This window comes from Streptomyces sp. iso_384 (assembly GCF_056172905.1).
In genome coordinates, this window is the sequence record NZ_JBWBTT010000001.1 from 642,038 (window position 1) to 667,429 (window position 25,392).

Genomic DNA, 25,392 nt, shown 5'->3' on the forward strand with positions numbered 1-25,392 from the left:
GGACGGGGAGCGGGGCAATGGGGGCGGGGAGGAAGCCGGACGTGGGTGCAGTGAAGAGCAAGCGGATGCCGCGCGCGGTGCGCGAGAAGCAGATGATGGACGCCGCGGTGCGGACCTTCGGGCAGCGCGGCTACCGGGCGGCCTCGATGGACGAGATCGCGGAGCTGGCGGGCGTCTCCAAGCCGTTGGTCTACCTGTACCTGAATTCCAAGGAAGAGCTGTTCTCCGCCTGTATCCGCCGGGAGGCGGCGGCCCTGCTGGAGGCGGTACGCGCCGGGGTCGAGCCGGGTCTGCCCGCCGACCGCCAACTGTGGTCGGGGCTAAGGGCGTTCTTCGTCCACACCGCCGAGAACCCGGACGGCTGGTCGGTCCTGCACCGCCAGGCGCGTTCGCACGGGGAGCCGTTCGTCAGCGAGGTCGGCTCCATGCGGGACGAGATCGTCGCGTTCGTGACGGGCCTGATCGGAGCCGCCGCCCGCGAGGCCCACAGCGACCCCGCCCTCGCGGACCGCGACGTGGCGGGCCTCGCCCAGGCCCTGGTGGGAGCCGCGGAGTCGCTGGCGGGCTGGGCCAACGACACCCCCGACATCTCGGCGAAGGAGGCCGCGGCGACCCTGATGAACTTCGCGTGGGCGGGCCTGGAGAACCTGATGCACGCCAAGCCCTGGACGCCCCCGATGTCATAGGCACGTCATCAGGGGTCGGTTGAGTACGTGTACTCAAGGAGCACCGGTCTACGAGCCCGCTGACCGCTTCGGCCACCTCGTGCAGGGCTTCGTCCCGGCGATCCTGGTGCGCGAACTGCTCGTTCGCACCTCACCTCTGCGCGGCAGCCGCTGGCTCCCGCTGCTCACCGTCTGCGCCTGCCTGGCCTTCAGCGCCGTCTTCGAGATGCTGGAATGGCTGGCGGCCGTCACCGGCGGCGAGGCCGCGGACGCGTTCCTGGGAACCCAGGGCGACGTGTGGGACACCCAGTGGGACATGTTCTGCGCCCTGATCGGTGCCGTCTGCGCCCTGCTGTTCCTGAGCCGGGTCCACGACCGCTCCCTCACCCGTAAGGGCCTGCACACGCCGGCACGTTCCTAGGCGGTGTCGTCCTGGGCCGGACGCGTCACCGCCCCCACGAGGTGCACGCGCCCCTCGGCACCCCGCAGGGCGAAGGCGTTCCCGGCGGGGTCGGCGGCGTACGTCACGGTCGCGGGCAGCAGCACAGGGGCCTTGAACTCGGCCCGCATGGAACAGAGTTCGGCGGCATGTCCAACCTCGGCGAGGCAGCGGGCGACCGTCCACATGCCGTGGGCGATGGCTCGGGGGAAGCCGAACAGCCGGGCGGTCAGCGGGTGCAGGTGGATCGGGTTGCGGTCGCCGGAAATGGCTCCGTACCGCCGCCCGAGATCGCCGGGCAGCCGCCATTCGGTGACGGCGGGCAGCTCCTCGGCGGCCGGGGGTGCGTGCGGTGGCGGCGGGGTGTCACCCGCAGGCTGCCGGTGCCGGGACAGATAGCCACTGCGGGACTCCCACACCAGCTCGCCGGCCACCCGCGCCTCGGTCACCATCGTGACCTCGGTGCCCCGCCGGTGCGGCGTCAATCCATCGGCGTACACGGTCAGTTCGAGCGGCTCATCGGGCCGCGACGCCCGGTGCGGGGTGATCTCGATCCAGGTGTGGACGAGCCCGAGCACCGGCAGCGGGAAGGTGCGCCCGGTCATCAGCCGCATGGTGAGCGGGAAGGCCAGGACGTGCGGGTACGTGACCGGCAGCGGGCCGGAATCGGCGAACCCGCAGATCCTGGCGTACCCGGCGAGGGGCCCGGGCGCGACGGGTGCGGCCGGGCGGGTGAGGCGGCCCGGGGGCAGGGCGGCGTCCGGGCGTCCGGCCCGCTTGAACGGTGAGGAGAGGGCCCCGCGCACGAGCGAGGCGCTGAGTGAGGTCATCGGTCTCACGCCCCCAGCAGGCTCTGGCCGCAGACGCGCAGCACCTGGCCGTTGACGGCGGTGGAGTCGGGCTGCGCGAACCAGGCGACGGCCTCGGCGACATCGGCCGGAAGACCGCCCTGGGCAAGGGAGTTCATCCGGCGACCCGCCTCACGGATGAAGAACGGCACGGCGGCGGTCATCTTCGTCTCGATGAACCCGGGGGCCACCGCGTTGACCGTGACACCGTGCTCGGCGGCGGCGCGCGGGCCGAGCGAGCGGACGAGGCCGATGACGCCCGCCTTGCTGGCCGCGTAGTTGGTCTGGCCGTTGTTGCCGGCGATGCCCGCGATGGAGGCGGTGGCGACGATCCGGCCGCCCCGGTTCAGCGTGCCCGAGGTGAGCAGTTCGTCGGTGGTGCGGAGCACGCTGTCGAGGTTGACGTCGATGACCTGGGCCCAGCGGTCGGCCGGCATGTTGGCGAGGCGGCGGTCGCGGGTGATGCCCGCGTTGTGGACGAGGACGTCGAGCCCGTCCGGTGCGGCGGCGGCGATGCGGGCCGCGGCGTCGGGTGCGGTGATGTCCAGCGGCAGCGCGGTGGCCCCGAGCCGGTCGGCGGTGCGTACGAGATCGTCCTGGGCCTGGGGGACGTCCAGCACGATGACCTGCGCCCCGTCACGGGCCAGCACCGAGGCTACGGACGCGCCGATGCCCCGGGCCGCTCCGGTGACCAGGGCGGTGCGCCCGGCGAGCGGTGCGTCCCGGTCGGCGACGGGGTCCGGTGCGGCGGCCGTCAGCTCGATCACCTGGCCGCTGACGTAGGCGGACCGGGGGGAGAGGAGGAAGCGGAGGGTGGACTCGGCGGCCGCCGGTTCGGCGTCGGCCGCAATCCGTACGAGCTGCGCGGTGGAACCGCGCCCGATCTCCTTGCCCAGCGACCGGACGAAACCCTCCAACGCCTGCTGGGCAGCGGCCTGATGGTGGTCCTCGGAGGACGGGGGCGTGCCGAGAACGACGATCCGGCCACCGGGAGCGAGCGACCGTACAACAGGATGGAGGGCCGCGTGCACCTCGGCGAGGCCCTGGGCGGAGGCGACCGCGGTGGCGTCCAGCACGATCCCGGCGGGCCGCGCGGACCGTGTCCCGACCGTCAGCCCGGTCGCCGCCAGCACCTTCGCCAGCCCGTCCGTGACCGACGAGGCCCCGGCGGTCAGGTGCAGCAGCGGCCCGTCCAGGCTCGGCGTCTCCAGGGTCCAGCGGCGCAGCGGGGCGGGCTGCGGCAGGCCGAGCCTGCGGGTGAGGAAGCGGCCGGGTGCTGTGCCGGTGAGGTGCAGATAGCGATCGGCCATTGTCCTGACTCCCTGCTCGGTCGTAGATTTACTCTTGAGTAAGGTTACTCAAGAGTCAGGAGCTGGTCGAGATGCACAATCCCGGACCGACCGAGACGAGATGGTCACGATGACGCGCCAGGACCCGTTCGTTCCGCTCGCTCTGCCGCAGTCGCGCCGCGTGGCGGTCATCGGCGGCAGCCGCACCCCGTTCGCCCGCTCCGACGGCCCGTACGCGACCGCCTCCAACCAGGATCTGCTGACGGCCGCGCTGGACGGTCTGGTGGAGCGGTACGGTCTGGCCGGTGACCGGGCCGGGGCGTTCGTCGCGGGCGCGGTCCTCAAGCACAGCCGGGACTTCAACCTGGCCCGCGAGACCGTCCTGGGCTCGGCGCTGGACCCGCGCACCCCCGCCTACGACATCCAGCAGGCCTGCGGCACCGGCCTCCAGGCGGTCATCGCCGCCGCGAACCAGATCGCGCTCGGGTCCGCCGACTCGGCGATCGCGGGCGGCTCCGACACCACCAGCGACGCACCGCTCGGCGTCAACGACGACCTGCGCCGCATCCTGCTCGCCGCCCGCCGCGCGAAGACGGCGGGCGCCCGCCTCAAGGCCCTGTGCGCGGTACGCCCCCGCCACCTCGTCCCGGACATCCCGCGCAACGCCGAACCCCGCACCGGCCTGTCGATGGGCGAGCACGCCGCCGTCACCGCCCGCCGCTGGGCGGTGACCCGCGAGGACCAGGACCAGCTGGCCGCGACGAGCCACCAACGCCTGGCCGCCGCGTACGAACGGGGCTTCCTGGACGACCTGGTGGTCCCGTTCCGCGGCCTGGACCGCGACCAGAACCTGCGCCCTGACTCGACGGCCGAGAAACTGGCCCGCCTGAAGCCGGTGTTCGGCACGACCGACCCCAACCCCACCATGACGGCAGGCAATTCGACGCCGCTGACGGACGGGGCGGCGACGGTCCTGCTGGCGAGCGAGGAATGGGCCGAGGAACGGGGCCTCGAACCACTCGCCTACCTCTCCCTGTACGAGACGGGCGCGGTCGACTACGTCGACGGCGACGACGGCCTCCTCATGGCCCCGGCGTACGCGGTGCCGCGCCTGCTGGAGCGGGCCGGGCTCGGCATCGAGGACTTCGACCTGTACGAGATCCACGAGGCGTTCGCCTCCCAGGTGCTGGCCACTCTCGCCGCCTGGGAGAAGCAGGGCCTGGCCCCGGTGGACCGGACCCGCCTGAACGTGGCCGGTTCCTCCCTCGCCACCGGCCACCCCTTCGCCGCGACGGGAGCCCGGATCGTGGCGACCCTGGCGAAGCTGCTGGCGGAGCGGGAGGGCCCGGGCCGGGGTCTGATCTCGATCTGCGCGGCGGGCGGGCAGGGGGTGACGGCGATCCTGGAGCGCCCGTAGCGCAGTTGTTCCCTTCCTCTCCACCCTGCCGGACGGACGACCCGGCGAACCGACCCGCCCGACCCCCGAACCGAGGAGCCGCACGTGTCAACGCCATCTTCCGCCGTATCGCGACCTGTCCTGATCGAACCGACGAAGAAGCGCGGCCCGGACGGCAGGGTCCAGGAGGTCTCCGTACCGAAGTTCGCGCCGCCCGTGGAGCGCGGCTCGCTGGCCGAGATCCCGTTCGACAACGCCCGGGAGGCACCGGGTGACCTGGTCCTCAGCCGCAAGGACGCCGAGGGCACGTGGCAGGACGTGAGCGCCGCCGAGTTCGCCGCCGAGGTGGTGGCGGTCGCGAAGGGCCTGATGGCGGAGGGGCTGCGGGCGGGGGACCGGGTCGCGATCATGGCCCGGACGACGTACGAGTGGACGCTGCTGGACTTCGCGTCCTGGGCGGCCGGCCTGGTGACGGTCCCCATCTACCCCACCTCCTCCGCCTTCCAGGCCCGCTGGATCCTCCAGAACTCGGGTGCGGTGGCGTGCGCGGTGGAGACGAAGGAGCAGGGCCGCCTGATCAGCCAGGAGCGCAGGCAACTGGGCGACCTGGCGCATCTGTGGCAGTTCGACACGGGGGCGATCGGTCACCTCAAGTCGCTCGGCAAGGACATCCCGGACGCGGCGGTCGCGGCCCGCCGGGCCACCCTGGAACCGCACAGCCCGGCCACCCTCATCTACACCTCGGGCACCACGGGCCGCCCGAAGGGCTGTGTCCTGACCCACGGCAACTTCTTCGCCGAGGTCGACAACGCGATCGAACTCCTCCACCCGGTCTTCAAGTCGGTCTCGAAGGACCCGGCGTCCACGCTCCTCTTCCTCCCCCTCTCGCACGTGTTCGGCCGGATGGTGGCGATCGGCTGCATGCGGGCGAGGGTCCGGCTGGGCCACGCCCCCTCCATCCAGACGGACGACCTCCTGGCCGACCTGGCGGGCTTCCGCCCCACCTTCCTCCTGGCCATCCCGTACGTCCTGGAGAAGGTCTACAACACGGGCCGGGCGACGGCGGAGAAGATGGGCCGCGCCTCGTCGTTCGACCGTGCGGCCCGCATGGCCCAGCGCTACGGCAAGGCGGTCGAGGCGGCCGAACACGGTACGGGCCCGGGCCCCGGCCTGGGCCTGCGGGCGGCCCGAGCTCTCTACGATCCCCTGGTCTACCGCCGTATCCGGGCGGCGCTGGGCGGCAAGGTCCGGTACGTGATCTGCGGCGGCTCCCCGCTGGGCCGCCGGCTCGCCGCGTTCTACGAGGGCGCGGGCATCGGCATCTTCGAGGGCTACGGCCTGACCGAGACGACAGCCGCCCACACGGTGACCCCGCCCCTCAAACCCCGCCTGGGCACGGTGGGTTGGCCCCTGCCCGGGACCTCGGTGCGCATCGCGGACGACGGCGAGGTGCTGCTGAAGGGCGGCCAGGTGTTCCGGGGCTACTGGGACGGGGAGCGGGCGGAGGTGACCCCGGCGCTGCTGGCGGACGACTGGTTCCCGACGGGCGACCTGGGCGCGCTGGACGAGGACGGCTACCTGACGATCACGGGCCGCAAGAAGGACATCATCATCACGTCGGGCGGCAAGAACGTCACCCCGGCCCCCCTGGAGGACTGGCTCCGCGCCCACCCCCTGGTCAGCCAGTGCATGGTCGTCGGCGACAACCGCTCGTTCATCACCGCCCTGATCACCCTGGAGCCGGACGGCCTCCAGCACTGGCGTCAGATGACCAAGAAGCAGGACATCCCGATGCGCGACCTGATCCACGACGAGGACCTGCGCACCTCACTCCAGAAGGCGGTGGACGAGGCGAACCGCCTGGTGTCCCGTGCGGAGTCGATCCGCAAGTTCGCGGTCCTGCCGGTGGACTTCACCGAGGAGAAGGGCCACTTGACGCCGTCGCTGAAGCTGAAACGGGACGCGATCGCGCGGGACTTCTCGGGGGAGATCGAGGAGTTGTACCGGAAGGGGTGAGGGCCGGGCCTGGCACCGGGCTGTCGGATGTATCCCGGCGCCAGGCCCGAAGGGCGGTTATGAGACACCGCGGCCGCCGTCTCGAATTGGTCTAGATCAATCTCCTTGTCATGTATACGCTCGCCAATCGTCAAGCCGGTCAGCGCGGGGGGTGCCACCGGTGTCGCCCCCCTCAGCGGTCGGGACTCTGTGAAAAGCGGGGGAAGACGTCTTGAGATGGTGAGACCCGAGAGGCGCATGGCGGCCACGGCGGCCGCGCTGGTGACACTGCTTGTCGGATGCGGTACGCAGCAAGCGGGTGATGCCTCATCCGTATCCGCCGGCCGTGGCGACTCGTCGTCGGAGTCCGGCGCTCGTGGCGCGCAACCCGTACGAAGCGCCCTGGCCGAACTGCCGACTGCCCCGACCGAAGGCCTGGCCAAAGGGCTGAGGCTGCCGCTGGAGCAGTACCGGACCACACCGGTCGAGGCGTACGCGTGGCAGGTGGCGGTGCAGCAGCAGTGGCGGTCGTGCATGGCACGCTTCGGCGTCGACGATTTCGGTCCTCCGCCGGTGGCGGAAGCAATGGTCGAAGCGCAGGCGAACGCGGTCATGGGACGCCGCTACGGCATTTCGAGCATGGAGCAGGCGAAGAAATACGGCTACCACCTGCCCGACGACGTTCCCGAACCCCCACATTGGGAGCCCGAGCCGGGAATCGAGACCGCACTCTTCACCGGCTCGGGACCGGAGATCGCCGATGGCACACACGATGGTGAGGCGCTGCCCGACGGCGGCTGCCGCGGTGAGACCGCGGCCATGTTCCCCGCACCTCGGACGCCCGAGGCCGATGCTCTCGACACCGCCGTGTTCGAGCAGTCGAAGAACGGCGACGTCGTCGCCGCCGCGGTGGGAGCTTGGTCGGCCTGCATGAAGAAGGCGGGGTTCGACCGGAGCCACCCTCTTGAGGACCTTGGCGCCGCCGGCATCCAGATGTCGTCCGCAACTGCCGGTGACGAGGAGATCGCTCAGGCCGTCGCCGATGTCGCATGCAAGGAAGAGACCCGGCTGGTGGACATCTGGAGCGCGGAGGAACGGGGCCGGCAGCAAGAGGCGATCAAACGCGGATCGCCGGTGCTGGCGAGGGAGAAAGCACTCAAGGACAGGAACGCCTCCAGAGTCCGGCAGGCATACGAGACGGCGGCCCAGCGATGAGACGCAGCAACACGTTCGTCGCGCTCGCCACCGCGGTCAGTGCCCTGGGGTCGCTGCTTCTTCTCTCGTCCTCTCCCGCGACGGCCGCCACCCCGACGTCGTACGAGTCGGATGCATGCACCTCGTCGGGCAACAGATACTGCTTCGCTGTCCACTACAACAGCAGAGGCGCGCAGACCTGGTACTCCGGCAGTCCTTGTTTCGTGGCAAACAAGGACATCCCTGACTACTACGGCTATTCACCGAACGGGGCGGTACTGGTCAGGTACGTCTTCCGACCGGGACAGATATCCGGGACAGCGGCAACCTGTGTTCTGTCCAACGACGGGGACGGCAAGGGTGTGAAGAACAACGCTGCTTCGGCGTCGAACGGCGAGTGCTCCGCCACGTATCGCGTTTATGTGTACTCGGGTTACGGAGGGCCGAGCCAGGCCTTCCTGCCGAACTGCGGCGACTACTGGCCGTCGGACAACCTTGTTTCCACCCTGAAGAACAACAACGCCTCGCACGACCGCTACTAGGAGTGGCGCGACCCGGCCCGTGCGCCGGAACACGCAGCCTTCTCCCTCCCCTTGCCGGCCGCCCCGGCGTTCCGCTTCACCGGGGCGGGCTTTGCCTGCCAGAAAAGTTCAGAGAAAGGGTAGATGGGTGGAAATGCCCAGACCGATTCGTTCTGCGCGCGGCTTGTTCGCGGGGTTCACCGCGACTGCGCTCCTTGCCGGACTCGTACAGGTCGCCGCGGTGGCCGAAGCCGCCGGACCGACGCCCGCTGATACACGGCAGGAGGGCAGTACCGGCGCGACGGCCAACGCCACCGAGGTGCCACCTGCGCAACGCGCGGACCTGCTCGGAAAGGATTGGAAGGACTCCTCCGACCTGGCCTGGAGCACCAGTTCCGATGCCGAGGGCTTCCATATCCTGATCGCGGACAAGTCCGACGGCTACGCGTGGAAGACGGCGGCATCGCTGTCGGAACCCGGCTTCGAAGCGGACGCGTGGATCGGCAATGCCTGTGTCACCGCCTCCGGCAAGCGTGCTGTAGCCGTCTACGCGCCACGTACCTTCACCAACAAACCGGAGTTGATGACCCGGGGCGCCTTCACCGCCGTCATCGATCTTGTCACCGGCGAGGTCAAGAAGCTCGCGGTGCAGTCCTCCCTTGCCTACTTCTCGCCCGGCTGCGGCCGAGGCGAGGAGGCTGTGGTCTCCCAGTTCACCGACGACTCCAGTCCCGAGCGCACCACGAGGCTGGTCACGGTCGACGCCCGTGCCGCCAAGGCCGCCGATCCGCTCACCGTCGACGGTCAGGTGACCTCCGCGGTCCCGTACCGCGGCGGTATCGCTGCGGCCGACGGTTATCGCGTGGTGAGCATCGACCGGCGCGGCTCACGCACGGAGCTGGCCGCCACATCGGGAGTGCCGTTCCAACTGCGTGTCGACCGCGCCGACGGCTTGGTCTTCCTGGACAACGTGGGCAAGGACCGCAGTCGGGTCAAGCGGGTCGTGGACGGCAAGGTCTCCACGCTGGCGGCGGGCGACCTGACGAAGGTCGATGTGACGGCGTCCGCCGACGGCACGGTCTTCATCACCGGTGAGGCGGAGACAACGCGTTCCCTGCCGGATGTGGTGCGCAATCCCGGTGTCGCGAAGGAGGCGACCGCCTCGACACGTGGGCAGGCCCTGGTCACGTCCCACTGGCAGGACGCAGACGAACCGGCGCAGGGGCAGTCGGCTCTCGACGCACGGCCCGTCGAAGCCGATGTCCACAGTCTCGCCACCGGGCGAACAGCCCGTCTCGGCACGAAGCCGGGCGCCGTACCGGTTTCCGCCGCTCACCTCGGAACGGGGAAGACGGTCTCACCCGCCCTGAAGTCCGGTTCCGCGGGCGGAGGAAAGAGCCGCTACGGCGCTGCGGCGGCGTCACCCACCGACCCGGTCGAGGACGAACGCGCCTGCTCCCTACCGCGTGGCAGCCTCACCAAGCAAGCTCTACAGCCGACGCCGAGGCAGGTCGAATGGGCGGTGAACCAGGCGGTCATCGACGGGCTGTACATGTGGGTCAACCGGCCCGCGAACTGGAACGGCACCGGAATGAGTCCCTACACGCCCCAGACCCGCTTCCCCCTGCGTGTGCTGGCCGGCGACCCCAACGGATACACCGACCGGGAGGACGAGTGGCACATCCCCTCGCAGATCCTGCTCGGCATCACCGCGCAAGAGTCGAACATGTGGCAGGCGACCCGCACGGTCGTACCCGGCTTGACGGGGAACCCGCTCATCGGGAACTACTACGGCATCAAATACGCCTCTGACGGAACGCAGAACGACCCGTGGGCCATCAACTGGTCCAAGGTGGACTGTGGTTACGGCATCACGCAGGTCACCGACGGAATGCGTAAGTCCGAGACGAGCCTGACGGCAGACCAGAAGGAAGCCGCCGCACTCGACTACACGGCCAACATCGCGTACGGCGCCGACATTCTCGCGTCCAAGTGGAACGACACCCGCAAGGACGGCCTGACCGTCAACGACGGCAAGCCGAAGCACATCGAGAACTGGTTCTTCGCGCTGTGGGCGTACAACGCCGGCTATTACCCCAAGGCCGCCGCCGGAAGCAACGGGGGGAAGTGGGGCGTCGGCTGGACCAACAACCCGGCGAACCCGCTGTGGAAGGAGAACCGCACTCCTTTCCTGGAGAACGCCAGCGGCGCCGACGACTACAGCCATGCCGCGAACCCGCAGCACTGGCCGTATCAGGAGAAGGTGATCGGCTGGGCCGCGAGGCCGATCTCGGCCATGTTCAAACCCGGTGACATGCAGGCCGGCTACCGACCTGCTTGGTGGAACAGCAACCAGTACCGCACCAGCGCCAAGCCTCCCATCGCGCTGTTCTGCGACGAGTCGAACGACTGCGACAACTCCAAGATCAATGAAGGATCGTCGAATCAGACGGGGAACGGCCCGTGCACACTGCCGGGAGACCCCAATGAGTCCGACCCCCTCTATCTGAAGTGCTGGTGGCACAAATCGGTGGAATGGAAGTCCTGCGCAGCGGCCCAGTGCGGCTACGCCATCCATCGGTTCAACAACTCCGACTACCCGGAACAGCCGAACGAGAACTCCTCGTACCCGCCACGCTGCGACGCCGGCCTGCCTGCGGGCACGCTCGTGGTCGACGACGTGCCCAACGGCGTCAGACCTGCCGGACAGACGGGGCACACCTGCGGCCCGGCCTCGTCCGACGGTACCTTCGCGTTCTCCTTCGCCGACTGGAACGGCACCTATCCAGGGAAGATCGACCTGCACCAGATCGGTGCCGGTTACGGCGACCACTTCTGGTTCACCCACACCCGCCCCGCGAGCACTTCGGACGGGGCCCGACTCAAGACGACCGGGACCTGGACCCTCGGAAGCACGCTCGACCAATGGGTCCGCATCATGGTCCACGTTCCGGACCACGGCGCCCACACCCAGCAGGCCCGCTACGAGATCGACACAGGAAACGGAGTCTTCTCCAGGCACCGGTACATCGGCCAGGAGCATGGGTCCAATGCCTGGGTGACCTTGGGGGTGTACAAGGTCAGTGGCAAGCCCAGGGTCCGCCTGACCAGCCAGACGGACGACGGGACGGGCGACGAGGACGTGGCGTGGGACGCGGTCGCCTTCCAGCCGCTGGGCGCGAAACCTCAGCAGATCGTGGCGGTTCTGGGGGATTCCTACAGCTCGGGCGAAGGAGCTGAGGCCTACTCGCCCGAGAGCAACAAGGACTACGACACGGAGCGCTGGAACGGATGCCGGCGCAGCAAGAACTCCTGGGCGCGCAAGGCGACTCTTCCCGGATACTCCTCCACCGTGGGCCAGCTGACCGACAGCTACTCCGCTGCCCTCGATCTCCAGAACATCTCCTGCTCCGGCGCCCGCGCCTGGCAGGTCACCGCCGGCGATCCTGTGGACGACAACGGCAATCCCCGTTGGGACATGGACGGGAAGTTCCGTGAGAAGTCGCAGATCGACTCCGGTGTCCTCAGCGACGACACCACGCTCGTGGCGCTGACCATCGGTGGCAACGACGCGGGCTTCCCTCAGGTGATGACAGAGTGCGCGACCACGGGATGCCCGCCCGAGGACGATGTGAAGAGTGACATCGACGATGCGATGTCCGAAGTCGAGGAGGTCCTGAGGCAGATTCACGGCAGCGCCAAGAACGCCAAGATCGTGCTGCTCGGATACCCGCGCCTCTTCAACGCGAGCGCGATCACCTGCGTCAGTGGCGTCGGTGGTGTCGGAATGAGCCGGATCAACTCCTTGGCGGACTACATGACGGCGCGGCACACTCAGCTGATCACGGACCTCGAAGCCGCCAAGCTGCCCGTCAGCTTCGAATCGCCCGACATCGACTTCGAGGGCAAACGGGCTTGTGACAGCACCGAAGGCATCAACAAGATAGTGAAGGCTCCGCAGGGGGACGGGGACTTCGACTGCTGGAACGCCCAGAACTGGTGTGTCAGCCGTGAGAGTTTCCACCCCAACAGCACGGGTACGTCGGCCTACGCGGCGGCGTTCCGACGTGCGGTGAGCAACCTCTAGGAAGCGATGCCGACCGAAAGATCAGGACGGACCGCCCCCTGGGCCAAGGCCCTCGGGGCGGTCCTGCTCGCCCTGCTGGCGCTGCTCACCGCGTCGTACGTCATCGGCGACCGGCGCGAGGACGAGCGCGAGCGCACGGCCTTCGAGGCCACCCGCACCGATGCGCGACGGTTTACGGAGCGCGTCGCCGAACGGGCGCCCGCAGGTTCCATGGCGTGGGCGGACGTCCGGGAAATGCTGGACTCTTCGGCCGGGAAGGGAAACGCTCGGCTCTTCGCTGTTGTGCCCATCGCCGACGGTACCCGCGTGGTCGTCCAGTTCTCCCGTCTGTACGAGCGTTCCTTGCCCCTCTTCGGCCCGGCGGACGTCAGGACCCGCCGCTGCTTCACGATCCACTTCGGGGCCGGGGAGGAGTCCGCCCGGATCACAGCACACGACGCGGGCGATTCCTGCCGGGACGTGGCCGAACAGGCCCGATAGTCCGACAAGGAGGCGTGGGCGACATCGACGGCGCGTCGCGGGCTGGCGCAAAAACCCGTCGATCATCGTCCGCGCCCCCTGGCACCCTGGCCGTAAGGGCCCGACGGCAGCAGATCCGCGGGCAGGGCGTCGCGAAGGAGAGGCCGCATGGCTACGGTCGTCGATCTGATCACCTATCCCGTCAAGGGCTGCGCGGGAACGTCCGTGGACAGTACGCACCTCACGCCGGCGGGTCTCGCGCACGACCGCAGTTTCATGGTCGTCAGCGTCGACGGGGTCTACCGCACCCAGCGCCGCGACCCCCGCCTCGCCCTCGTCCGGCCCACCGTCGGCGCCGACGGCAGCAGGCTCACGCTCGCATCGACGGAGCCGGACAGCGGCCATGGCGAGCTGCACCTCGACGTCACCACCTCCGCGCCCCGGCGTGACGTCGACCTGTTCGGCGCGACGTACCAGGGCATCGACCAGGGCGAGGACGCCGCCGCCTGGCTCACGGAATTCCTCGGCACCCCGAGCCGTCTGGTCCGCGTACCGCCGGAGCACGACCGGAGAACCGACGGCCTGACCCCCGGCACCTCCGGCTACGCCGACAGCAGCGCCGTCCACCTGCTGTCCCGCTCCTCCCTCGCCCTCCTGAACACGCGGATGGCCGAGCGCGACGCCCCGCCCCTGGCCATGGACCGCTTCCGCCCGAACATCGTCGTCGACAGCCGCCCCGAGGGAGCCCACGGCGAACACGGGGAGGGCTGGGCGGCGGAGCCCCACGCCGAGGACCGGATCCGCCGCATGACCATCGGCGCGGCCGAGCTCGGCTACACCAAGCTCGCCGTGCGCTGCGCGGTCACCCTGGTCGACCAGGAGACCGGGGCCCGGGGCGGCCCGGAACCGCTGCGCACCCTCGCGGGCCACCGGCGCTTCTCGGCAGGCGGGGTGGTGTTCGGCGCGAAGTTCGCCGTGGTGCGGCCGGGCAAGCTGTCGGTCGGCGACGAGGTGGCCGTAGAGGAGTGGGGCGAGGCCGCAAGCTGACGCCTCTGCCCGCGTCCGAGCGGGGCGGCGCCCCTACCTGCGCCGTACGCGTCGGCATGTTCCGGTGAAGACGCGCGCGCTTGACGGTCGGGGCCCGGGGAGCCGCGAGCAGCTTCCCTCAGGGATTGCTCAATTGAATTTGATCATCCCCTCAAGATCGTTAGTGTTCATTCTGCTCGATCGATCACCACGCTCTGCCCCTGGGGGAGCACCATAGGAAGCTGAGGTTGCGGAATGGATGCCCTGACCGTTCTGGCATGGGCCGCGTTCGGATCCACCGCGTATCTCACCACCCTCTCGACCGTGAAATGGCTGAACCGGCAGGCCTCGCCCGCGAAGGTCGCGGGCCTGGTTGTGGTCGGCATGGTTCTGTGCGCGCTTGTCGGGGCGATCGCGAACGCGAGCGAGAGCGTAGTGATCGGATTCATCGTGGGTGCCGGCATCACCCCGCCCGTACACCGGTGGATCCTGCAGCGACCCAGGCCTGTCGCCAGTTCCTGACCTTTCGGCGAACTCACGGCTCGGTCGTCGTTGCCGACGGCCGTAGGGCTCACTCGAAGAACTTCAGGCTCCACCCCTTGTCGGACGTGGGGCCGGGGACGTTAGCGCGGGAGTACGTCGTATCGCCCCACCAGACGAACGTGCCGGTGTACCAGTGGCGGTTGGCCCAGGAGTACGGGGTGCCCTTCGCGACCGCGTGGTACATCGACGGGAACTTCGGGCCGGCGGGCGGGCTGGTGCCGATGTCGCCGTGCAGCAGGACGAAGGTGTGGTGGCCGGGCCCGTTCACGTACAGCGTCGGGTCCCAACCCGCCATCATCGTCGACCGGTTGGAGCCGAACAGGCAGCCGTTCGACTTGTACCAGTCCCATACGTACGTGGGATCGCCGCCCTTGCGCAGGCGCAGGTCGGCCAGGCAGTACTGCTCGCTCCAACTGCCGTTGGCGGAGTACGCGATGTGCAGTTGCCCGTTCGGGTCCTTGATGGCCTCGGGGCTCTCGTTGATGAACGGGTTGCCGACCACCCGCTCCCAGCTCTCGCGCGGCTGCGAGATGACGTACCGCGCGCCGGTGGGCCGGGTCGGGCTGCTCATCCGGGCGATGTAGAGGTTCTGCTCGACGTTGGTGTCGCCCGCCCAGCCGGACCAGACGAACCAGCGCTGCCCCTCGAAGGTGAAGAGGGTGCCGTCGATGGCCCATTTGTCGCCGGGCAGCGCGAGTTGGGTCTCGGTTCCGTATCCGCTGTCCGGCGACGCCGAGCTGATGGCGAACATGCGGTGGGCGGCCCCGACACCGGCGGTGAAGTAGATGTAGTAGCGCCCACCGTCCATCACGATCTCGGGGGCCCAGACCTCCCCGCGCCCCCGGCTGTCGGCCCAGACCTGCCGGGCGGGCGCGGTGGCCAGCCCGTCCGTGGACGACGCCTGCCGTACGACGATGCCGCCGCCGGTCGACTGGACGCCGACGTACGTACTGCCCACCCGCAACACGCTGGGGTCGGCCGCGCGCAGGCTGGTCTGCCCCTGCGGGGCTGCCTCGCGGGCGGGCGGCGCGCCTTGGGCGGTGTCGGGTGGTGACAGGAAGAGCGTCGCGGCGAGCGCGCCGACCAGCGCGAGCGCGCCGAGGGCGGACGAGCGGCGGAAGGGGCTTCTGGGTCTGTGCAGCGGCTTGCGCGTGGGGTCGCTCATGGGGCTCGCTCCTGGGTGGGGGGCTCGATGGTGACGGCGCTGATGGCGGTGACGACGGCAACGATTTACATCGATAGAAGAGCGCTCTCGCAGAATCCCGCCGGGGGCGGGACCTGTCAATGACCGGGGCACTTCTCTGCGGATGACACGTCAGGAAGGCCGCTGAGCGAACCCTTCACTGTGCCGTCTGCCACCGAGGCGTCAGCGGAGTCTGCCACTGGCCTGCTGACCGACATCCGTATCGGGTACGAGACGCGCGGCTCCCGCGTCCCCTCTCAGCTCGAAAGCAGCACCTCATGACCGACACGGCTGACCGCTCCCTGCTGATGATCTGGGTGCGCCGGTACCCCACCCCTCGGGCAGAAGGGTCGAGCACGAGCGCCCCGGAACCGTGCGTCCGTCCGTCATCACACGCTGAGAGGCGGCTGTCGCACGGGGCTCTCACGCGTGCGGCTTCGGGTTTCCTGCACGCTCACTCGTCTCGGAAAACTGGCCGTGTTGCGTTTCATTCAATCGGCGGCGGGGCGCCACTGGTTGGCCTCCCGGGCTGCCGCTCGCGCGCCGAGGAACCCGACCGCCAGGGAAACCGCGGCACACACGGTGATCCCGTATCCGAGAACCGTCCAGGACACGGAGCCTTCCTGGACCAGAGCAATGAAGAAGACCGAATGCCACGCGGTCACGGCCCCGGTGACCACGGTGGAGATGAGCAAGGGGACGGTCAGGTGCCAGGAGGCCACGGAGCGGAATACCCGGCGGTGTCCGGTCAGGATGGTGAGCGGGGCCAGCGCGTGGCGGACCCGGACGAACTCTGCCGCCGCGCTCATCGAACCGGCCACGAGAATGAACAGGATTCCAGTGACGCCGAACAGTTGGATCCAGTTCGCGAGGTGAGAACGCGAGGACCCCAACCAGTTTCCGCCCAGAGTCTCGACCTGCAGCGAGGGATTGGGAAGGGTGAACGCGGCCTGCTTCACCGCCGCGAGTTGCCCCGATGTAGGGGTCACGACAACGAGGGACTGCGTGCCGTCCGGCCTCACGCTGATGCGGGGGACTTCTGCGAATCTGACGTCGCCGTACCAGCGGCCCATCTCTTCCACCTCGGCCGACGGGGCGCCGCTCTTCGTCTCCGCCTTGGTGTCACCGTCGCAGGCCACTTGCAGCCTGCGTAGATCGCGGCAAGACCCCCCTATGGTCGTCCAGGGGTCTTGGGACGCTCCCGGATCGTGGAAGGTCCGGTTCAACAATATCGAACCGGCCGGAAGCTGTGAGCGGAACCGGTCCGTCTCCGACGCGCTCATGCCGCCGGCGGTCACCTCGATCACCGTGTCCTTGATCCGTTGGTGCGTGGCGGCTGCCGCCTGTGAATGCACTCCGAGCCTGCTGGTCCACACCTGCATCTGAGCGACGATCCCGATACCGATCACCATGGCCAGAGCGAGGCGCACGATCACGCCGGGATGTGCGTGCGTCCACCGCCCGCCGATCAGACGGCCCGCATGTCCCCTGCGCTTCCCATCGGCGGCGAGCCAGGAGCCCAGGTGGCGGGTGAGGAGCGCCACGACCGAGGAAAGAAAGGCCCACATCACGACGGTCCCGAAGGTGAACACGACGAGCTGGGCCTTGCGTGGCACGTACTGGCTGGTCAGGACCAGCCCGACGCCGACACCGCAGGCGACCAGGCGCCACGCGGGGACACGGGAGGTGAAAGAGGCGGGGCGGGTGGACCTGCCGTCCCGGCCAATACGGTGCGTACCCACCACGATGCCCAGCACGATCAACAGCGATACAGCACCCGACGCCATGGCGGTCGGCCATGCCGCCCACACGTCACGGTGGTCGAGGATGTAACCGGTGGGCGCAAGGCGGATGTCCCACACGGAAGCCACGGCATACGGGACGAAGGAGACGAGCGTCCCCAAGGCCGAAGGAATCGCGGCTTCACCAACGTTGACGATCATCCGGTGCCGCCATGTACCACCCAGGGCTTGCAACAGGCTGCTGCGCCGGTCACGGGTGCGGGAACCGACCCGAGCGGCAACCACTGCCAGGGCGAGGGCGGGCAGCCCGGTCAGCGCCCACAGAGCCAGGACGGGGGAGGCCACCGAGGGCTGATCGGCCATCTCTCCTGTCGCTCCGCCGCCGCTCCCGAAGGCGGAAACGCCCATCCACCTGGGATCATCCTTCGGCGGAGTGTCCGCCACCCGGACATACGCGATCCGCTCCGAGGGAGTGACCAGCCCGTCGTTGGTGACGGTTCCGGCCAACCGCCCATACCGGTTCAGGACGCCCTCGTCGCCCCCGGTCCTGACAAGCTCGGGAGAGAGCACGACCTCGCCCCGACCCGGCCAGCGGGCCACACCGGCAGGAAGAGGAGCCTCGGGTGTGAGCGGATGGAGGAACACGACGGATACGGGTCTGGAGCCGACAGAATCGATTCCCTCCCGGTACAGCAGCTTGGCGTTCTTGCCGAAAGTGATCACCGGCCCTCTGTCATCCGCTCTGGTCTCGCGGCCGTGATACGTCGCAACGGTGGCCGCGGTCGCCATGGTGACGAAGGCGACCGCGGCTGCGGCGCAGAACAGCCCCCACCAGCGCAGACGGTCACCGGGAGTGGAGCGGCCCGCCGCGAGACCGATCCTGAACAGCTTTCCCGCGGTTCGGGCTCCTTCCCGCATCAGAGGGCTCCTGCTTCGGCCAGGATTCCGCCGAGGAGCTCGTGCCGGCGGTCGGCCCGAGCAGCCACCGACAGGTCGTGCGTGACCAGCAGCAGTGCGCAGCCCCGCTCACGGGCGGTCGTGAACAGCAGCCGGGCGACTGCCTCCTTGGCGTCGGGATCCAAGGCTCCGGTGGGCTCGTCGGCCAGGAGGACGTCCGGCTCGGTGATCAGAGCCCGAGCGACGGCAGTCCGCTGACGTTCGCCGCCGGAGAGCATGCCGGTCGGGGTGGAACCGGCGGGGACTCCGAGTTCATCGAGGAGTTCCTCCGCGCGTCGGTAGGCGTCCTGATGGCGGCCTCCGTCGAGCAGGATCGGCAGAGCGACGTTCTCTACCGGACTGAGTTCGGGAAGGAGCTCACCGAACTGGAACACCATGCCCAGGGCCTCCCGCCGTACCTGCGCAAGTTGCGTGGGCCTGAGCCCGGTGATCTCCCTGCCCCCGGCGCTGATGGTGCCTGCCTGAGGCTTTATCAGGCCGAGGATGCACATGAGTAGCGTCGATTTGCCGGACCCGCTGGGACCGGTCACTGCGACCGATTCACCGGGAGACACGGCCAACTCCACGCTGTCGAGGAGGGTCCTGCCCTCGATCTGATAGCTGAGGCCGCTTATGCGGAGCCCCGGAGAATCACTTTGCTTCACAGAAATTTGCCTTTGTCGGAAAATGAGGGCACCGCGCCGGCCCGGGACGGGTCGGCGCGGCGTATTGGGCGTGGAGAGCAGACTTATGGGATGACCCAGCCCGAGCAGTCGTCCGGCGATCCGTAGTTCTCGTCACATGCCTTGAACTTGTAGATTCTTGATCCGTCGCCGGAGGTGGCCTTGGTCCCCGGACCACTGTGGTTCCACAGGGTCCGCTTCGTCTCCGAGCTGGACGTCCGGTAGTACTCGGCCTTCACCGGATCCCCGTCCTTGCTGTTGTCCTTGACGGCTATCTTTCCGCTTTTGCCGCCATCAGCCGGAGACCATGCATGGGCGCCGCCGCCGTAGGCGTCAGCGGCAACGGCAGTGGCCGTAGGAACCGCGAGCGCCACAGTAAGCAGCGCGGCAGCGACGAACTTCGTCCTCGTCATTCGTGTGCACTCCTTCAGATGATGATGTCGAAAGGACACTGGGCATACCAGAGAGGCGGCAGCGTGGTCGCCGATTGATGCAAAGCCCTGCTCTGGCGACGTCCATGCCGGGGCCCCGGACGCGACGCGGTGATCACTATAAGCAAGTGACTTGCTCATATGCAGAGTTGGCCTCTCGAAGGCTCAAAATCGATCACGGTGCGCCAGCCCGGCTTTTCACTGGTGCGCGCACAAACACTGCATATGCCGTTGATGGCCATGAGGGAGTTTTGGCCTGAATCCAGTTTTCGGAATAAGAGCCTCCGCGTCAGCCGGTGAGATCGCATCGCGCACTGGGCTCCTCCGCCCCCTGAAGTGGCGTTCGGGGCGGACGCGGCGTAGTTCCATGGAGCCCGCCGGTCGCACTGCACTTCTCGTGCAGAACCACTGACGCTGCCGTGGCGGACGACATGCTGTCGTACGGGAGAAGGAGGCTCGGCATCTGGTTGTTTTCACGAACCAGATCACCGATGAGGGAAAGGAGCGACCCCCGACCAACAAGTCGCCTTTTTGTAAGCGCAGTTGTGCTGCAGGTGCTGCCTGAGTGTGGTGGTTCAGAACTGAAGCGCGCGGATCAGGCGTCGTGCGGTCCTGGCGTCGATCGAGCCCAGGTCCAGGAGGTCGGGGGTGTTCTCCCGTACGGATACGGAGAGGACGCCGCCGGTGGCCTGTGGGAAGGCATGCGTCAGCATGGCCTTCACAGCGACGGCGTCAGGTGTGGCATCGGTGTCCGGCTGCTCGGTGGTCGGCGGAACCGCATTCAGTAGTCGGGCCAGCCGCGCCGCGTCGTCGACCTGGATGGGCCCGAGCGTGATGCGGCCCTGCCGGACGCGTAGCCCCGGGAGATCGATTCGGTACCCGGCGCAGATCTCCCGCAGGGCACGGGCGGCCTTGAGGGCACGCTTGGTTCCGGTGCGGATGAGTCGGGCCAACTGCTGTGCGTCGACCGGGTCGAGAGGCGTAATCCGTACGAGGTCGCCCGCCTCGGTGTCCGCGACCCCCGCACGCAGCCCTGCCTCGCTGAGCGCGGCGCGCAGCTCCGAGGAGGGTGACGGCGGTGCGGGTGTGTGCGTGGGAGTGTCGTTCATCGGTGGCTCCTGAGCGGCGGGTGGCCGGTCGGTGACAGGGGGAGGGCGGAGACCGGGTACGCCGTCCAGCGCCAGGTTCCGTCGGGGGTGCGCAGCTCGTACGCGTACCCCTGGCCGCGACGCAGGCAGCGGACGGCGGCCTCGGCGGTCTGACGGTCGTCGAGCCAGGCCCGGGCCCGGTGCCGGGCGTCATGGTCGAGGCCCGGCGTCAGCCGTCGCACGGAGTCGCGTATCCAGGTGACGGCCGGCCCGGGGGCGGTGGTGACGAGGTCGTCCGGAGGTCCGGCGGCTGGTGTGTGGTCGGTGTCCGTATGACACCAATAGGTGCGTGGCAGCGGCCTGTTCACGTGGCGTACGCCGGTGTCGCGGCGCGGATGTCGGCCCAGACGTCCTTGCCGTCCTGCCGCATCACCGTCCCGCACTGCGCCGCGAGCGCGGCGATCAGGAGCACCCCGCGCCCGCTCTCCTCGCTCCAGTCGGGTTCGCGCCGTTCGGGCGGCGCGGTGTCGGAGTCGCTGACGGTGACGCGTACGCCGTCGGGCTTGCGGCGCAGCGTGATCGTGCAGAGCGGTGAGCTGGTGTGCCGCATGACGTTGGTGAGCAACTCGTGGGCGCAGAGCGTGGCGGTGTCGCTCAGCTCGCGCAGGTCCCAGAGGTCGAGGTGCGCGCTGACGATCCGGCGCATGATCGCGAGGGTCTCGGGGCGGGCGACGAGTTCCTGGTGGTAGTCGGGCGGGTCTAACTCGGCGGGGAGGGGGGCGGCCATGGGTTCCTCCGGAATGAAGTGGTGTGGCACACCGCCGTCCCACTGATCGTGATCGGGCGGGTGCTTTCGGTCACGAGAGTGATGGTGTCGCGTAAGGCATCGCTTAGGCAAGTATTCCTTTTGGATTTCATTCGAGAGGGTGCAAGTTTCTGAAGTCTGTTGTGCCTAGGTGAACTTGGCGGCCAGGATGGCGACATGGCTCAGAGCGACATGCCCACGATGCGGAGCCGCCGACTCGGCGGCGAACTGCGACAGCTCCGACTGAACGCCGGCCTCAAGGTCCAGGACGCGGCGGAGGCGCTGGAGTGCGGACAGCCGAAGATCAGTCAGATCGAGAACGGCAAGCGGGGGATCCGCCCGCTGGACCTGACGACGTTGCTCAATCTGTACGGGCTTGAGGACGAGCGGCAGCGAGCCAGCTTGAAGCGGCTGGCGAAGGAGATTCACAAGGTCGACTGGTGGACCGGACAGGGGCCGTTTCTCCATGACGCCCTGAAGGACTACCTGATGCTGGAGGCGGACTCCCAGGCGGTCCGCGCGTTCGAGCCGATGGTCATTCCAGGGCTGCTCCAAACCGAGGCGTACATGCGCCGCTTGTACGAGGAGGCGGTACCGGCCGACCAAGTGGAGGCGCTTGTCGAAACCCGCATGAAGCGCAAGGTGTTGCTCGACAACAAGCTCGGCTTCCGGCTCCGCGTCGTGATCGACGCCCCTGCCCTGCACCGCATCGGCGGTGGACCGGACCTCGTTGCGGGGCAGTTGGCCCATCTGCTGGAAGCCGGATCGTCGCCGAACGTCACCATTCAGGTGCTGCCGCTGAAATCTGCCCTGCCGATCGAGCAGTACGTGTCGTTCTCCATCCTCGGACTGCAGGCCGATCCGCCGGTGGAAGTGGTGTGGTTGGAGCACATCACCGGTGGTACGTTGCTGGAGCGGAACCCCGATGTGCAGGCGTACGGCAAGGCATGGGACGAACTGACTGCCGCAGCGCTGTCGCCCACCGCATCCCGGCAGTACATTCGCGACCTTATCGAGGAAAGCAGATCATGATCGAGGGATCGGCTCGCGTTCCGAAGACCGAGCTTGAGTGTGCGCGCTGGCACAGGAGCACGTACAGCGGGTCGAACAACAACTGCGTCGAGCATGCCTTCCTGGCCTCCGGCCGCCACGCGGTCCGGGACACCAAGGGTCGCTCTCTCGGCGCGCACACCTTCGGCCCGGAGCAGTGGCAGGCCTTCGTCGCCGCCGTGCAGGACGGCTCGCTCTAAGAAGGTCACTTGGTGATGGCTGAGCAGTTGGATCTGGCTCTCTTGCGTGATGGCGACGGCAACTGTGTTCGCATCACAGTTCTCGGTCCTCTGGAAGAAGTGGCTGGAGGACTCGCAGCGGAGATCGTCGTCGACACGCCGTTCGTGAGCGGTCGAGTAGATCTCGCGTTGTGGCGGTCGCGTCTGGTCTCGTGGGGCGAGGCCCTGGACCGTCTTGAGGCCGGCGAGGACATCGCCTGGTTGCAGGTCCAGCGTGGTCCTTCCGTGTTCATCCAGCTGAACGGGCAGCGTGACTGCCCCGAGGTCGTTGTGGAAGACGTCCTCACCTCCATGGCGACTGTTCGCGTGCCGATCGACCTGCCGGCCGACTGGATCGAATCTCATCGGCACCTGCTCGAATCCGTCCTCAGCGCTTGGGGCGACCACCTGTCACGGGAGTGACCGGGAGGAGTAGAAGCACTCTGAGGGTGACCAGGGTCTGTCCGGCGGATCGCGGAGCCGGGTTGAGGGTGGCTGCTTGAGCTGCGGAAAATCGGTGGATCAGCCGGGACGGGCCGTGCAACGGTCTTGGCATGCCGAGCGAGATCAACTTGCCAGAGGCTTGTGAGGCCACAGCGTCGTTGGAGTCCTTCGACGGAACTGCCATCAGCTATCGGCAGCTCGGATCGGGGCCGCCGGTCGTCCTGGTCCACGGCTCCGGTGGTGGTCTGCATTCCTGGCAGCCGGTGGCCGAACACCTCTCCGCCCGGTTCGAGCTGTGGATGCCCGCCCGCCGCGGGTACGCCCCGAGCGGGCCGGGCCGATCGCCGAAGCGCTTTGCCGACGAGGTGGGCGATCTTGAGGCGTTGATCGCCGAGATCGGCGGCCCCGTGGATCTGGTCGGCATGTCCTATGGGGCCACCGTCGCCCTGCACGCCGTGGCGTCCGGGCTGCCGGTTCGCTCGCTGGTGCTGTGGGAACCGCCGCTGTATGCGGCGGGCGAGGAGCTGACACCCGTGCTGGACGAGTTCGCGGCACTGACCGCGACCCGCGACCGGCGGCGTGCCGATCGGCTGCTGGCGGAGAAGGTGGCCCGCGTCCCGTCCGCGCTGCTGGACCTCATGGATTCGGGTGAGCCCGCCGACGACGAACCCGACGACGCGCTCGGCTGGCACCGTGACCTCGAATCGATGGCCGCCGACTCGGCGGATGTGGGGCGCTGGTCCACCGTCACCGTCCCGACACTGCTGATGCGCGGCGCCGACACCTGGCAGCCGATGCCGGAAACTCTCGACCGGCTCGCGAACGCGCTGCCCCACGTCACCTGCACGACGTTCCCCGGCCAGATGCACTTCGCGCCGTCGGTCGTCCCCGAAGCCGTGGCGGGGGAGATCACTCGTTTTCTGTCGCGTTCCTGAAGCTGTCCGAGAACGGCCGGGCCGGGCTGGGCTTGTCACGCCACGGCCTGAGCAGATGGTCCGCGGCACTTCGTTCGTGCAAGCCCACGCAATGAACCCGGAGACTTCCACGACCGTCGCCGGGATACTCGTCGCCCATGGATGAGGTCCAAGTCGTCGTCGCCCACTCCGAGCGTGCGACTCTGCGCGTCGGTGACGTGTTCCTGAAGGTGGACGCCGATCAGGCGCGTATCGACGTCGAGGTCGAGGCGATGGCCCTCGCGCCCGTCCCGACGCCGGAGGTCCTGTGGCGCAAGCCGCCCGTGCTGGCGATCTCCGCAGTCCCGGGGGCGGCCCTCGGGCGCCTCGGCGGGCCGTCGACCGGATCACCGGCGGCGTGGACCGCGGCGGGCGCCGCCATCCGGAAGCTGCACGACGCGCCGCTGCCGCCCCTGCCCGGCCGGGCAGGCCGAGACATCGGCGAGCTGGCTGCGGAACTCGACGCCGAGTGCGCGTTGCTCGTGGCGAACGGGCTTCTCCCCGCCGAGCTGGTCACCCGTAATCGCCAGGTCGCCGAGGCCGCGCTCAGGCCGTGGAATCCGGCGTTCACGCACGGCGACCTCCAGATCGCCCACGTCTTCGTCGACGGCGACGAGGTCACGGGCATCATCGACTGGTCCGAGGCGGGCCGGGGCGACGCCCTGTACGACCTCGCCACCTTCACGCTCGGACACGAGGAGCACGTCGACGACGTCCTCGCCGGCTACGGCGGTGACGTCGATCGTGAAGTGATCCGCGCGTGGTGGGCGTTGCGGAGCCTGCTGGCAGTCCGCTGGCTGATCGAGCACGGCTTCGACCCGTTCACGCCGGGCTGTGAGGTCGACGTACTGAGATCCCGGATGTGAGGCTGCGCGGGCCCGACCGCCACGAGGGTGTCGCTGCCGCGCCGGGCAGGCCACGGCCTGAGGTGGGTGCAGCGTCGTCGTCAATCAGCTGGTGGAAAGTCATGGCACCGGCAACACTGATGCGATGACCGATGATCGTGAGGCTCTGATGGCGAGCTGGAAGCGGACCCGGGCCCACCTCGACGCGGCGCGGGCCCACCTCGTGCGTCTGCCGGGGATCGATCTCTCGACGACCACGGACTTCCTGGACCACAACGAGCTGGGACTCGCCTTCGACTGCCTGGTCCATCTCGCTGACGACCTCGGTCTGCCCCTCGGTTTCTGGCAGGACATGGATCGTGCGGCTCGTGAGATGCGGCTCTACAGCGATGAGCCGCACCTGCCCCACCGCAAGGCTGCCGACTCCTGCCTTCGTCACCTCGCCGCGGCTTCCGCGCAGGAATGATCTGCCGACCCGGTAAACCTCCCCGGCCCTGAGCGAGTGGAGATCACTCCTCCTCCCGAGCCCGCCGGCCGTATCAGCAGGACGTG

Annotated in this window: 24 protein-coding genes and 1 pseudogene; 16 read left to right on the plus strand and 9 right to left on the minus strand. The window is 68.7% G+C overall.

Annotated elements, in window-relative coordinates; all coding sequences use genetic code 11:
* The first annotated feature begins 41 nt into the window (after positions 1 to 41).
* Together AC0VY3_RS02925 and AC0VY3_RS02930 are read left to right on the plus strand one after the other, a co-directional pair.
* Positions 42 to 686, plus strand: a complete 645-nt coding sequence (locus AC0VY3_RS02925; protein ID WP_475548828.1) for a TetR/AcrR family transcriptional regulator — start codon at positions 42 to 44, stop codon at positions 684 to 686.
* Positions 687 to 741: 55 nt separating this feature from the next.
* Positions 742 to 1,086, plus strand: a pseudogene (locus tag AC0VY3_RS02930) (DUF2238 domain-containing protein); the annotation flags it as partial.
* Here the strand turns inward: AC0VY3_RS02930 and AC0VY3_RS02935 are convergent.
* Both AC0VY3_RS02935 and AC0VY3_RS02940 read right to left on the minus strand, forming a co-directional pair.
* Positions 1,083 to 1,934, minus strand: coding sequence for a MaoC family dehydratase (locus tag AC0VY3_RS02935; RefSeq protein ID WP_475548829.1), 852 nt, complete (start codon positions 1,932 to 1,934; stop codon positions 1,083 to 1,085). The pseudogene AC0VY3_RS02930 and the gene AC0VY3_RS02935 sit on opposite strands and share 4 nt — an antisense overlap.
* 5 nt (positions 1,935 to 1,939) lie before the next feature.
* Positions 1,940 to 3,262, minus strand: coding sequence for a 3-oxoacyl-ACP reductase (locus AC0VY3_RS02940; protein ID WP_103513197.1), 1,323 nt, complete (start codon positions 3,260 to 3,262; stop codon positions 1,940 to 1,942).
* 100 nt (positions 3,263 to 3,362) lie between these two features.
* Here AC0VY3_RS02940 and AC0VY3_RS02945 point away from each other — a divergent pair, with 100 nt between their 5' ends.
* The 8 genes from AC0VY3_RS02945 to AC0VY3_RS02980 all read left to right on the plus strand — a co-directional run bounded on the left by AC0VY3_RS02945 (position 3,363) and on the right by AC0VY3_RS02980 (position 14,441).
* On the plus strand, positions 3,363 to 4,658 hold the full coding sequence (locus tag AC0VY3_RS02945) for an acetyl-CoA C-acetyltransferase (protein WP_475548830.1): 1,296 nt from the start codon (positions 3,363 to 3,365) through the stop codon (positions 4,656 to 4,658).
* An 84-nt stretch (positions 4,659 to 4,742) separates the two neighbouring features.
* On the plus strand, positions 4,743 to 6,653 hold the full coding sequence (locus AC0VY3_RS02950; protein WP_475548831.1) for an AMP-dependent synthetase/ligase: 1,911 nt from the start codon (positions 4,743 to 4,745) through the stop codon (positions 6,651 to 6,653).
* A 237-nt stretch (positions 6,654 to 6,890) separates the two neighbouring features.
* Positions 6,891 to 7,847, plus strand: a complete 957-nt coding sequence (locus AC0VY3_RS02955; RefSeq protein WP_475548832.1) for a hypothetical protein — start codon at positions 6,891 to 6,893, stop codon at positions 7,845 to 7,847.
* Positions 7,844 to 8,368 (plus strand): hypothetical protein, encoded by a 525-nt coding sequence (locus tag AC0VY3_RS02960; protein ID WP_242742612.1) that lies wholly within the window; start codon positions 7,844 to 7,846, stop codon positions 8,366 to 8,368. Before AC0VY3_RS02955 ends, AC0VY3_RS02960 begins: the two co-directional genes overlap by 4 nt.
* A 133-nt stretch (positions 8,369 to 8,501) precedes the next feature.
* Complete coding sequence (locus AC0VY3_RS02965) at positions 8,502 to 12,434, plus strand: SGNH/GDSL hydrolase family protein (RefSeq protein WP_475548833.1); 3,933 nt, start codon at positions 8,502 to 8,504, stop codon at positions 12,432 to 12,434.
* Between the two features lie 6 nt (positions 12,435 to 12,440).
* Complete coding sequence (locus tag AC0VY3_RS02970; protein WP_475548834.1) at positions 12,441 to 12,914, plus strand: hypothetical protein; 474 nt, start codon at positions 12,441 to 12,443, stop codon at positions 12,912 to 12,914.
* 147 nt (positions 12,915 to 13,061) lie between these two features.
* Positions 13,062 to 13,940, plus strand: a complete 879-nt coding sequence (locus AC0VY3_RS02975) for an MOSC domain-containing protein (protein ID WP_475548835.1) — start codon at positions 13,062 to 13,064, stop codon at positions 13,938 to 13,940.
* A 234-nt stretch (positions 13,941 to 14,174) separates the two neighbouring features.
* Complete coding sequence (locus tag AC0VY3_RS02980; RefSeq protein ID WP_475548836.1) at positions 14,175 to 14,441, plus strand: hypothetical protein; 267 nt, start codon at positions 14,175 to 14,177, stop codon at positions 14,439 to 14,441.
* A gap of 49 nt (positions 14,442 to 14,490) precedes the next feature.
* Here AC0VY3_RS02980 and AC0VY3_RS02985 read toward each other — a convergent pair whose 3' ends face one another.
* From AC0VY3_RS02985 to AC0VY3_RS03015, 7 genes are all read right to left on the minus strand, one after another.
* The gene (locus AC0VY3_RS02985; RefSeq protein ID WP_103513205.1) at positions 14,491 to 15,627 is read right to left on the minus strand and encodes a glycoside hydrolase family 43 protein; all 1,137 of its coding nucleotides are present in this window, start codon (positions 15,625 to 15,627) and stop codon (positions 14,491 to 14,493) included.
* A gap of 509 nt (positions 15,628 to 16,136) precedes the next feature.
* On the minus strand, positions 16,137 to 18,305 hold the full coding sequence (locus AC0VY3_RS02990) for a permease (protein ID WP_475548837.1): 2,169 nt from the start codon (positions 18,303 to 18,305) through the stop codon (positions 16,137 to 16,139).
* Positions 18,305 to 18,988 carry an ABC transporter ATP-binding protein gene (locus AC0VY3_RS02995; protein WP_475548838.1) on the minus strand — a complete coding sequence of 228 codons (684 nt, stop codon included), beginning with the start codon at positions 18,986 to 18,988 and terminating at the stop codon, positions 18,305 to 18,307. The genes AC0VY3_RS02990 and AC0VY3_RS02995 overlap by 1 nt, the downstream gene beginning before the upstream one ends.
* Positions 18,989 to 19,071: 83 nt before the next feature.
* A complete protein-coding gene (locus AC0VY3_RS03000) occupies positions 19,072 to 19,419 on the minus strand; it encodes a hypothetical protein (RefSeq protein ID WP_063751868.1) in 348 nt (115 codons plus the stop codon).
* Between the two features lie 593 nt (positions 19,420 to 20,012).
* Entirely contained in the window at positions 20,013 to 20,546 is a 534-nt protein-coding gene (locus AC0VY3_RS03005) for a hypothetical protein (protein ID WP_475548839.1), read from the minus strand.
* Complete coding sequence (locus AC0VY3_RS03010; protein ID WP_475548840.1) at positions 20,543 to 20,893, minus strand: PAS domain-containing protein; 351 nt, start codon at positions 20,891 to 20,893, stop codon at positions 20,543 to 20,545. The genes AC0VY3_RS03005 and AC0VY3_RS03010 overlap by 4 nt, the downstream gene beginning before the upstream one ends.
* Entirely contained in the window at positions 20,890 to 21,312 is a 423-nt protein-coding gene (locus AC0VY3_RS03015; protein WP_475548841.1) for an ATP-binding protein, read from the minus strand. The genes AC0VY3_RS03010 and AC0VY3_RS03015 overlap by 4 nt, the downstream gene beginning before the upstream one ends.
* Before the next feature lie 195 nt (positions 21,313 to 21,507).
* Here AC0VY3_RS03015 and AC0VY3_RS03020 point away from each other — a divergent pair, with 195 nt between their 5' ends.
* The 6 genes from AC0VY3_RS03020 (at position 21,508) to AC0VY3_RS03045 (ending at position 25,306) form a co-directional block, all read left to right on the plus strand.
* The gene (locus AC0VY3_RS03020) at positions 21,508 to 22,362 is read left to right on the plus strand and encodes a helix-turn-helix domain-containing protein (RefSeq protein WP_103513209.1); all 855 of its coding nucleotides are present in this window, start codon (positions 21,508 to 21,510) and stop codon (positions 22,360 to 22,362) included.
* Positions 22,359 to 22,580, plus strand: coding sequence for a DUF397 domain-containing protein (locus AC0VY3_RS03025; RefSeq protein ID WP_475548842.1), 222 nt, complete (start codon positions 22,359 to 22,361; stop codon positions 22,578 to 22,580). The genes AC0VY3_RS03020 and AC0VY3_RS03025 overlap by 4 nt, the downstream gene beginning before the upstream one ends.
* A 15-nt stretch (positions 22,581 to 22,595) precedes the next feature.
* Positions 22,596 to 23,021, plus strand: coding sequence for a DUF5959 family protein (locus AC0VY3_RS03030; protein WP_475548843.1), 426 nt, complete (start codon positions 22,596 to 22,598; stop codon positions 23,019 to 23,021).
* A gap of 131 nt (positions 23,022 to 23,152) precedes the next feature.
* Positions 23,153 to 23,977 (plus strand): alpha/beta fold hydrolase, encoded by an 825-nt coding sequence (locus AC0VY3_RS03035; RefSeq protein ID WP_475548844.1) that lies wholly within the window; start codon positions 23,153 to 23,155, stop codon positions 23,975 to 23,977.
* A 137-nt stretch (positions 23,978 to 24,114) separates the two neighbouring features.
* Complete coding sequence (locus tag AC0VY3_RS03040) at positions 24,115 to 24,861, plus strand: phosphotransferase family protein (protein ID WP_475548845.1); 747 nt, start codon at positions 24,115 to 24,117, stop codon at positions 24,859 to 24,861.
* A 124-nt stretch (positions 24,862 to 24,985) separates the two neighbouring features.
* Entirely contained in the window at positions 24,986 to 25,306 is a 321-nt protein-coding gene (locus AC0VY3_RS03045; RefSeq protein ID WP_475548846.1) for a MafI family immunity protein, read from the plus strand.
* The last annotated feature ends 86 nt before the right edge of the window (positions 25,307 to 25,392 follow it).

Coding starts and splice junctions, on each gene's coding strand:
- AC0VY3_RS02935 (WP_475548829.1), bottom strand. CDS start 1,934: ATGACCTCACTCAGCGCCTCGCTCGTGCGCGGGGCCCTCTCCTCACCG.
- AC0VY3_RS02940 (WP_103513197.1), bottom strand. CDS start 3,262: ATGGCCGATCGCTATCTGCACCTCACCGGCACAGCACCCGGCCGCTTC.
- AC0VY3_RS02945 (WP_475548830.1), top strand. CDS start 3,363: ATGGTCACGATGACGCGCCAGGACCCGTTCGTTCCGCTCGCTCTGCCG.
- AC0VY3_RS02955 (WP_475548832.1), top strand. CDS start 6,891: ATGGCGGCCACGGCGGCCGCGCTGGTGACACTGCTTGTCGGATGCGGT.
- AC0VY3_RS02960 (WP_242742612.1), top strand. CDS start 7,844: ATGAGACGCAGCAACACGTTCGTCGCGCTCGCCACCGCGGTCAGTGCC.
- AC0VY3_RS02965 (WP_475548833.1), top strand. CDS start 8,502: ATGCCCAGACCGATTCGTTCTGCGCGCGGCTTGTTCGCGGGGTTCACC.
- AC0VY3_RS02970 (WP_475548834.1), top strand. CDS start 12,441: ATGCCGACCGAAAGATCAGGACGGACCGCCCCCTGGGCCAAGGCCCTC.
- AC0VY3_RS02975 (WP_475548835.1), top strand. CDS start 13,062: ATGGCTACGGTCGTCGATCTGATCACCTATCCCGTCAAGGGCTGCGCG.
- AC0VY3_RS02980 (WP_475548836.1), top strand. CDS start 14,175: ATGGATGCCCTGACCGTTCTGGCATGGGCCGCGTTCGGATCCACCGCG.
- AC0VY3_RS02985 (WP_103513205.1), bottom strand. CDS start 15,627: ATGAGCGACCCCACGCGCAAGCCGCTGCACAGACCCAGAAGCCCCTTC.
- AC0VY3_RS02990 (WP_475548837.1), bottom strand. CDS start 18,305: ATGCGGGAAGGAGCCCGAACCGCGGGAAAGCTGTTCAGGATCGGTCTC.
- AC0VY3_RS03000 (WP_063751868.1), bottom strand. CDS start 19,419: ATGACGAGGACGAAGTTCGTCGCTGCCGCGCTGCTTACTGTGGCGCTC.
- AC0VY3_RS03005 (WP_475548839.1), bottom strand. CDS start 20,546: ATGAACGACACTCCCACGCACACACCCGCACCGCCGTCACCCTCCTCG.
- AC0VY3_RS03015 (WP_475548841.1), bottom strand. CDS start 21,312: ATGGCCGCCCCCCTCCCCGCCGAGTTAGACCCGCCCGACTACCACCAG.
- AC0VY3_RS03020 (WP_103513209.1), top strand. CDS start 21,508: ATGGCTCAGAGCGACATGCCCACGATGCGGAGCCGCCGACTCGGCGGC.
- AC0VY3_RS03025 (WP_475548842.1), top strand. CDS start 22,359: ATGATCGAGGGATCGGCTCGCGTTCCGAAGACCGAGCTTGAGTGTGCG.
- AC0VY3_RS03030 (WP_475548843.1), top strand. CDS start 22,596: ATGGCTGAGCAGTTGGATCTGGCTCTCTTGCGTGATGGCGACGGCAAC.
- AC0VY3_RS03035 (WP_475548844.1), top strand. CDS start 23,153: ATGCCGAGCGAGATCAACTTGCCAGAGGCTTGTGAGGCCACAGCGTCG.
- AC0VY3_RS03040 (WP_475548845.1), top strand. CDS start 24,115: ATGGATGAGGTCCAAGTCGTCGTCGCCCACTCCGAGCGTGCGACTCTG.
- AC0VY3_RS03045 (WP_475548846.1), top strand. CDS start 24,986: ATGACCGATGATCGTGAGGCTCTGATGGCGAGCTGGAAGCGGACCCGG.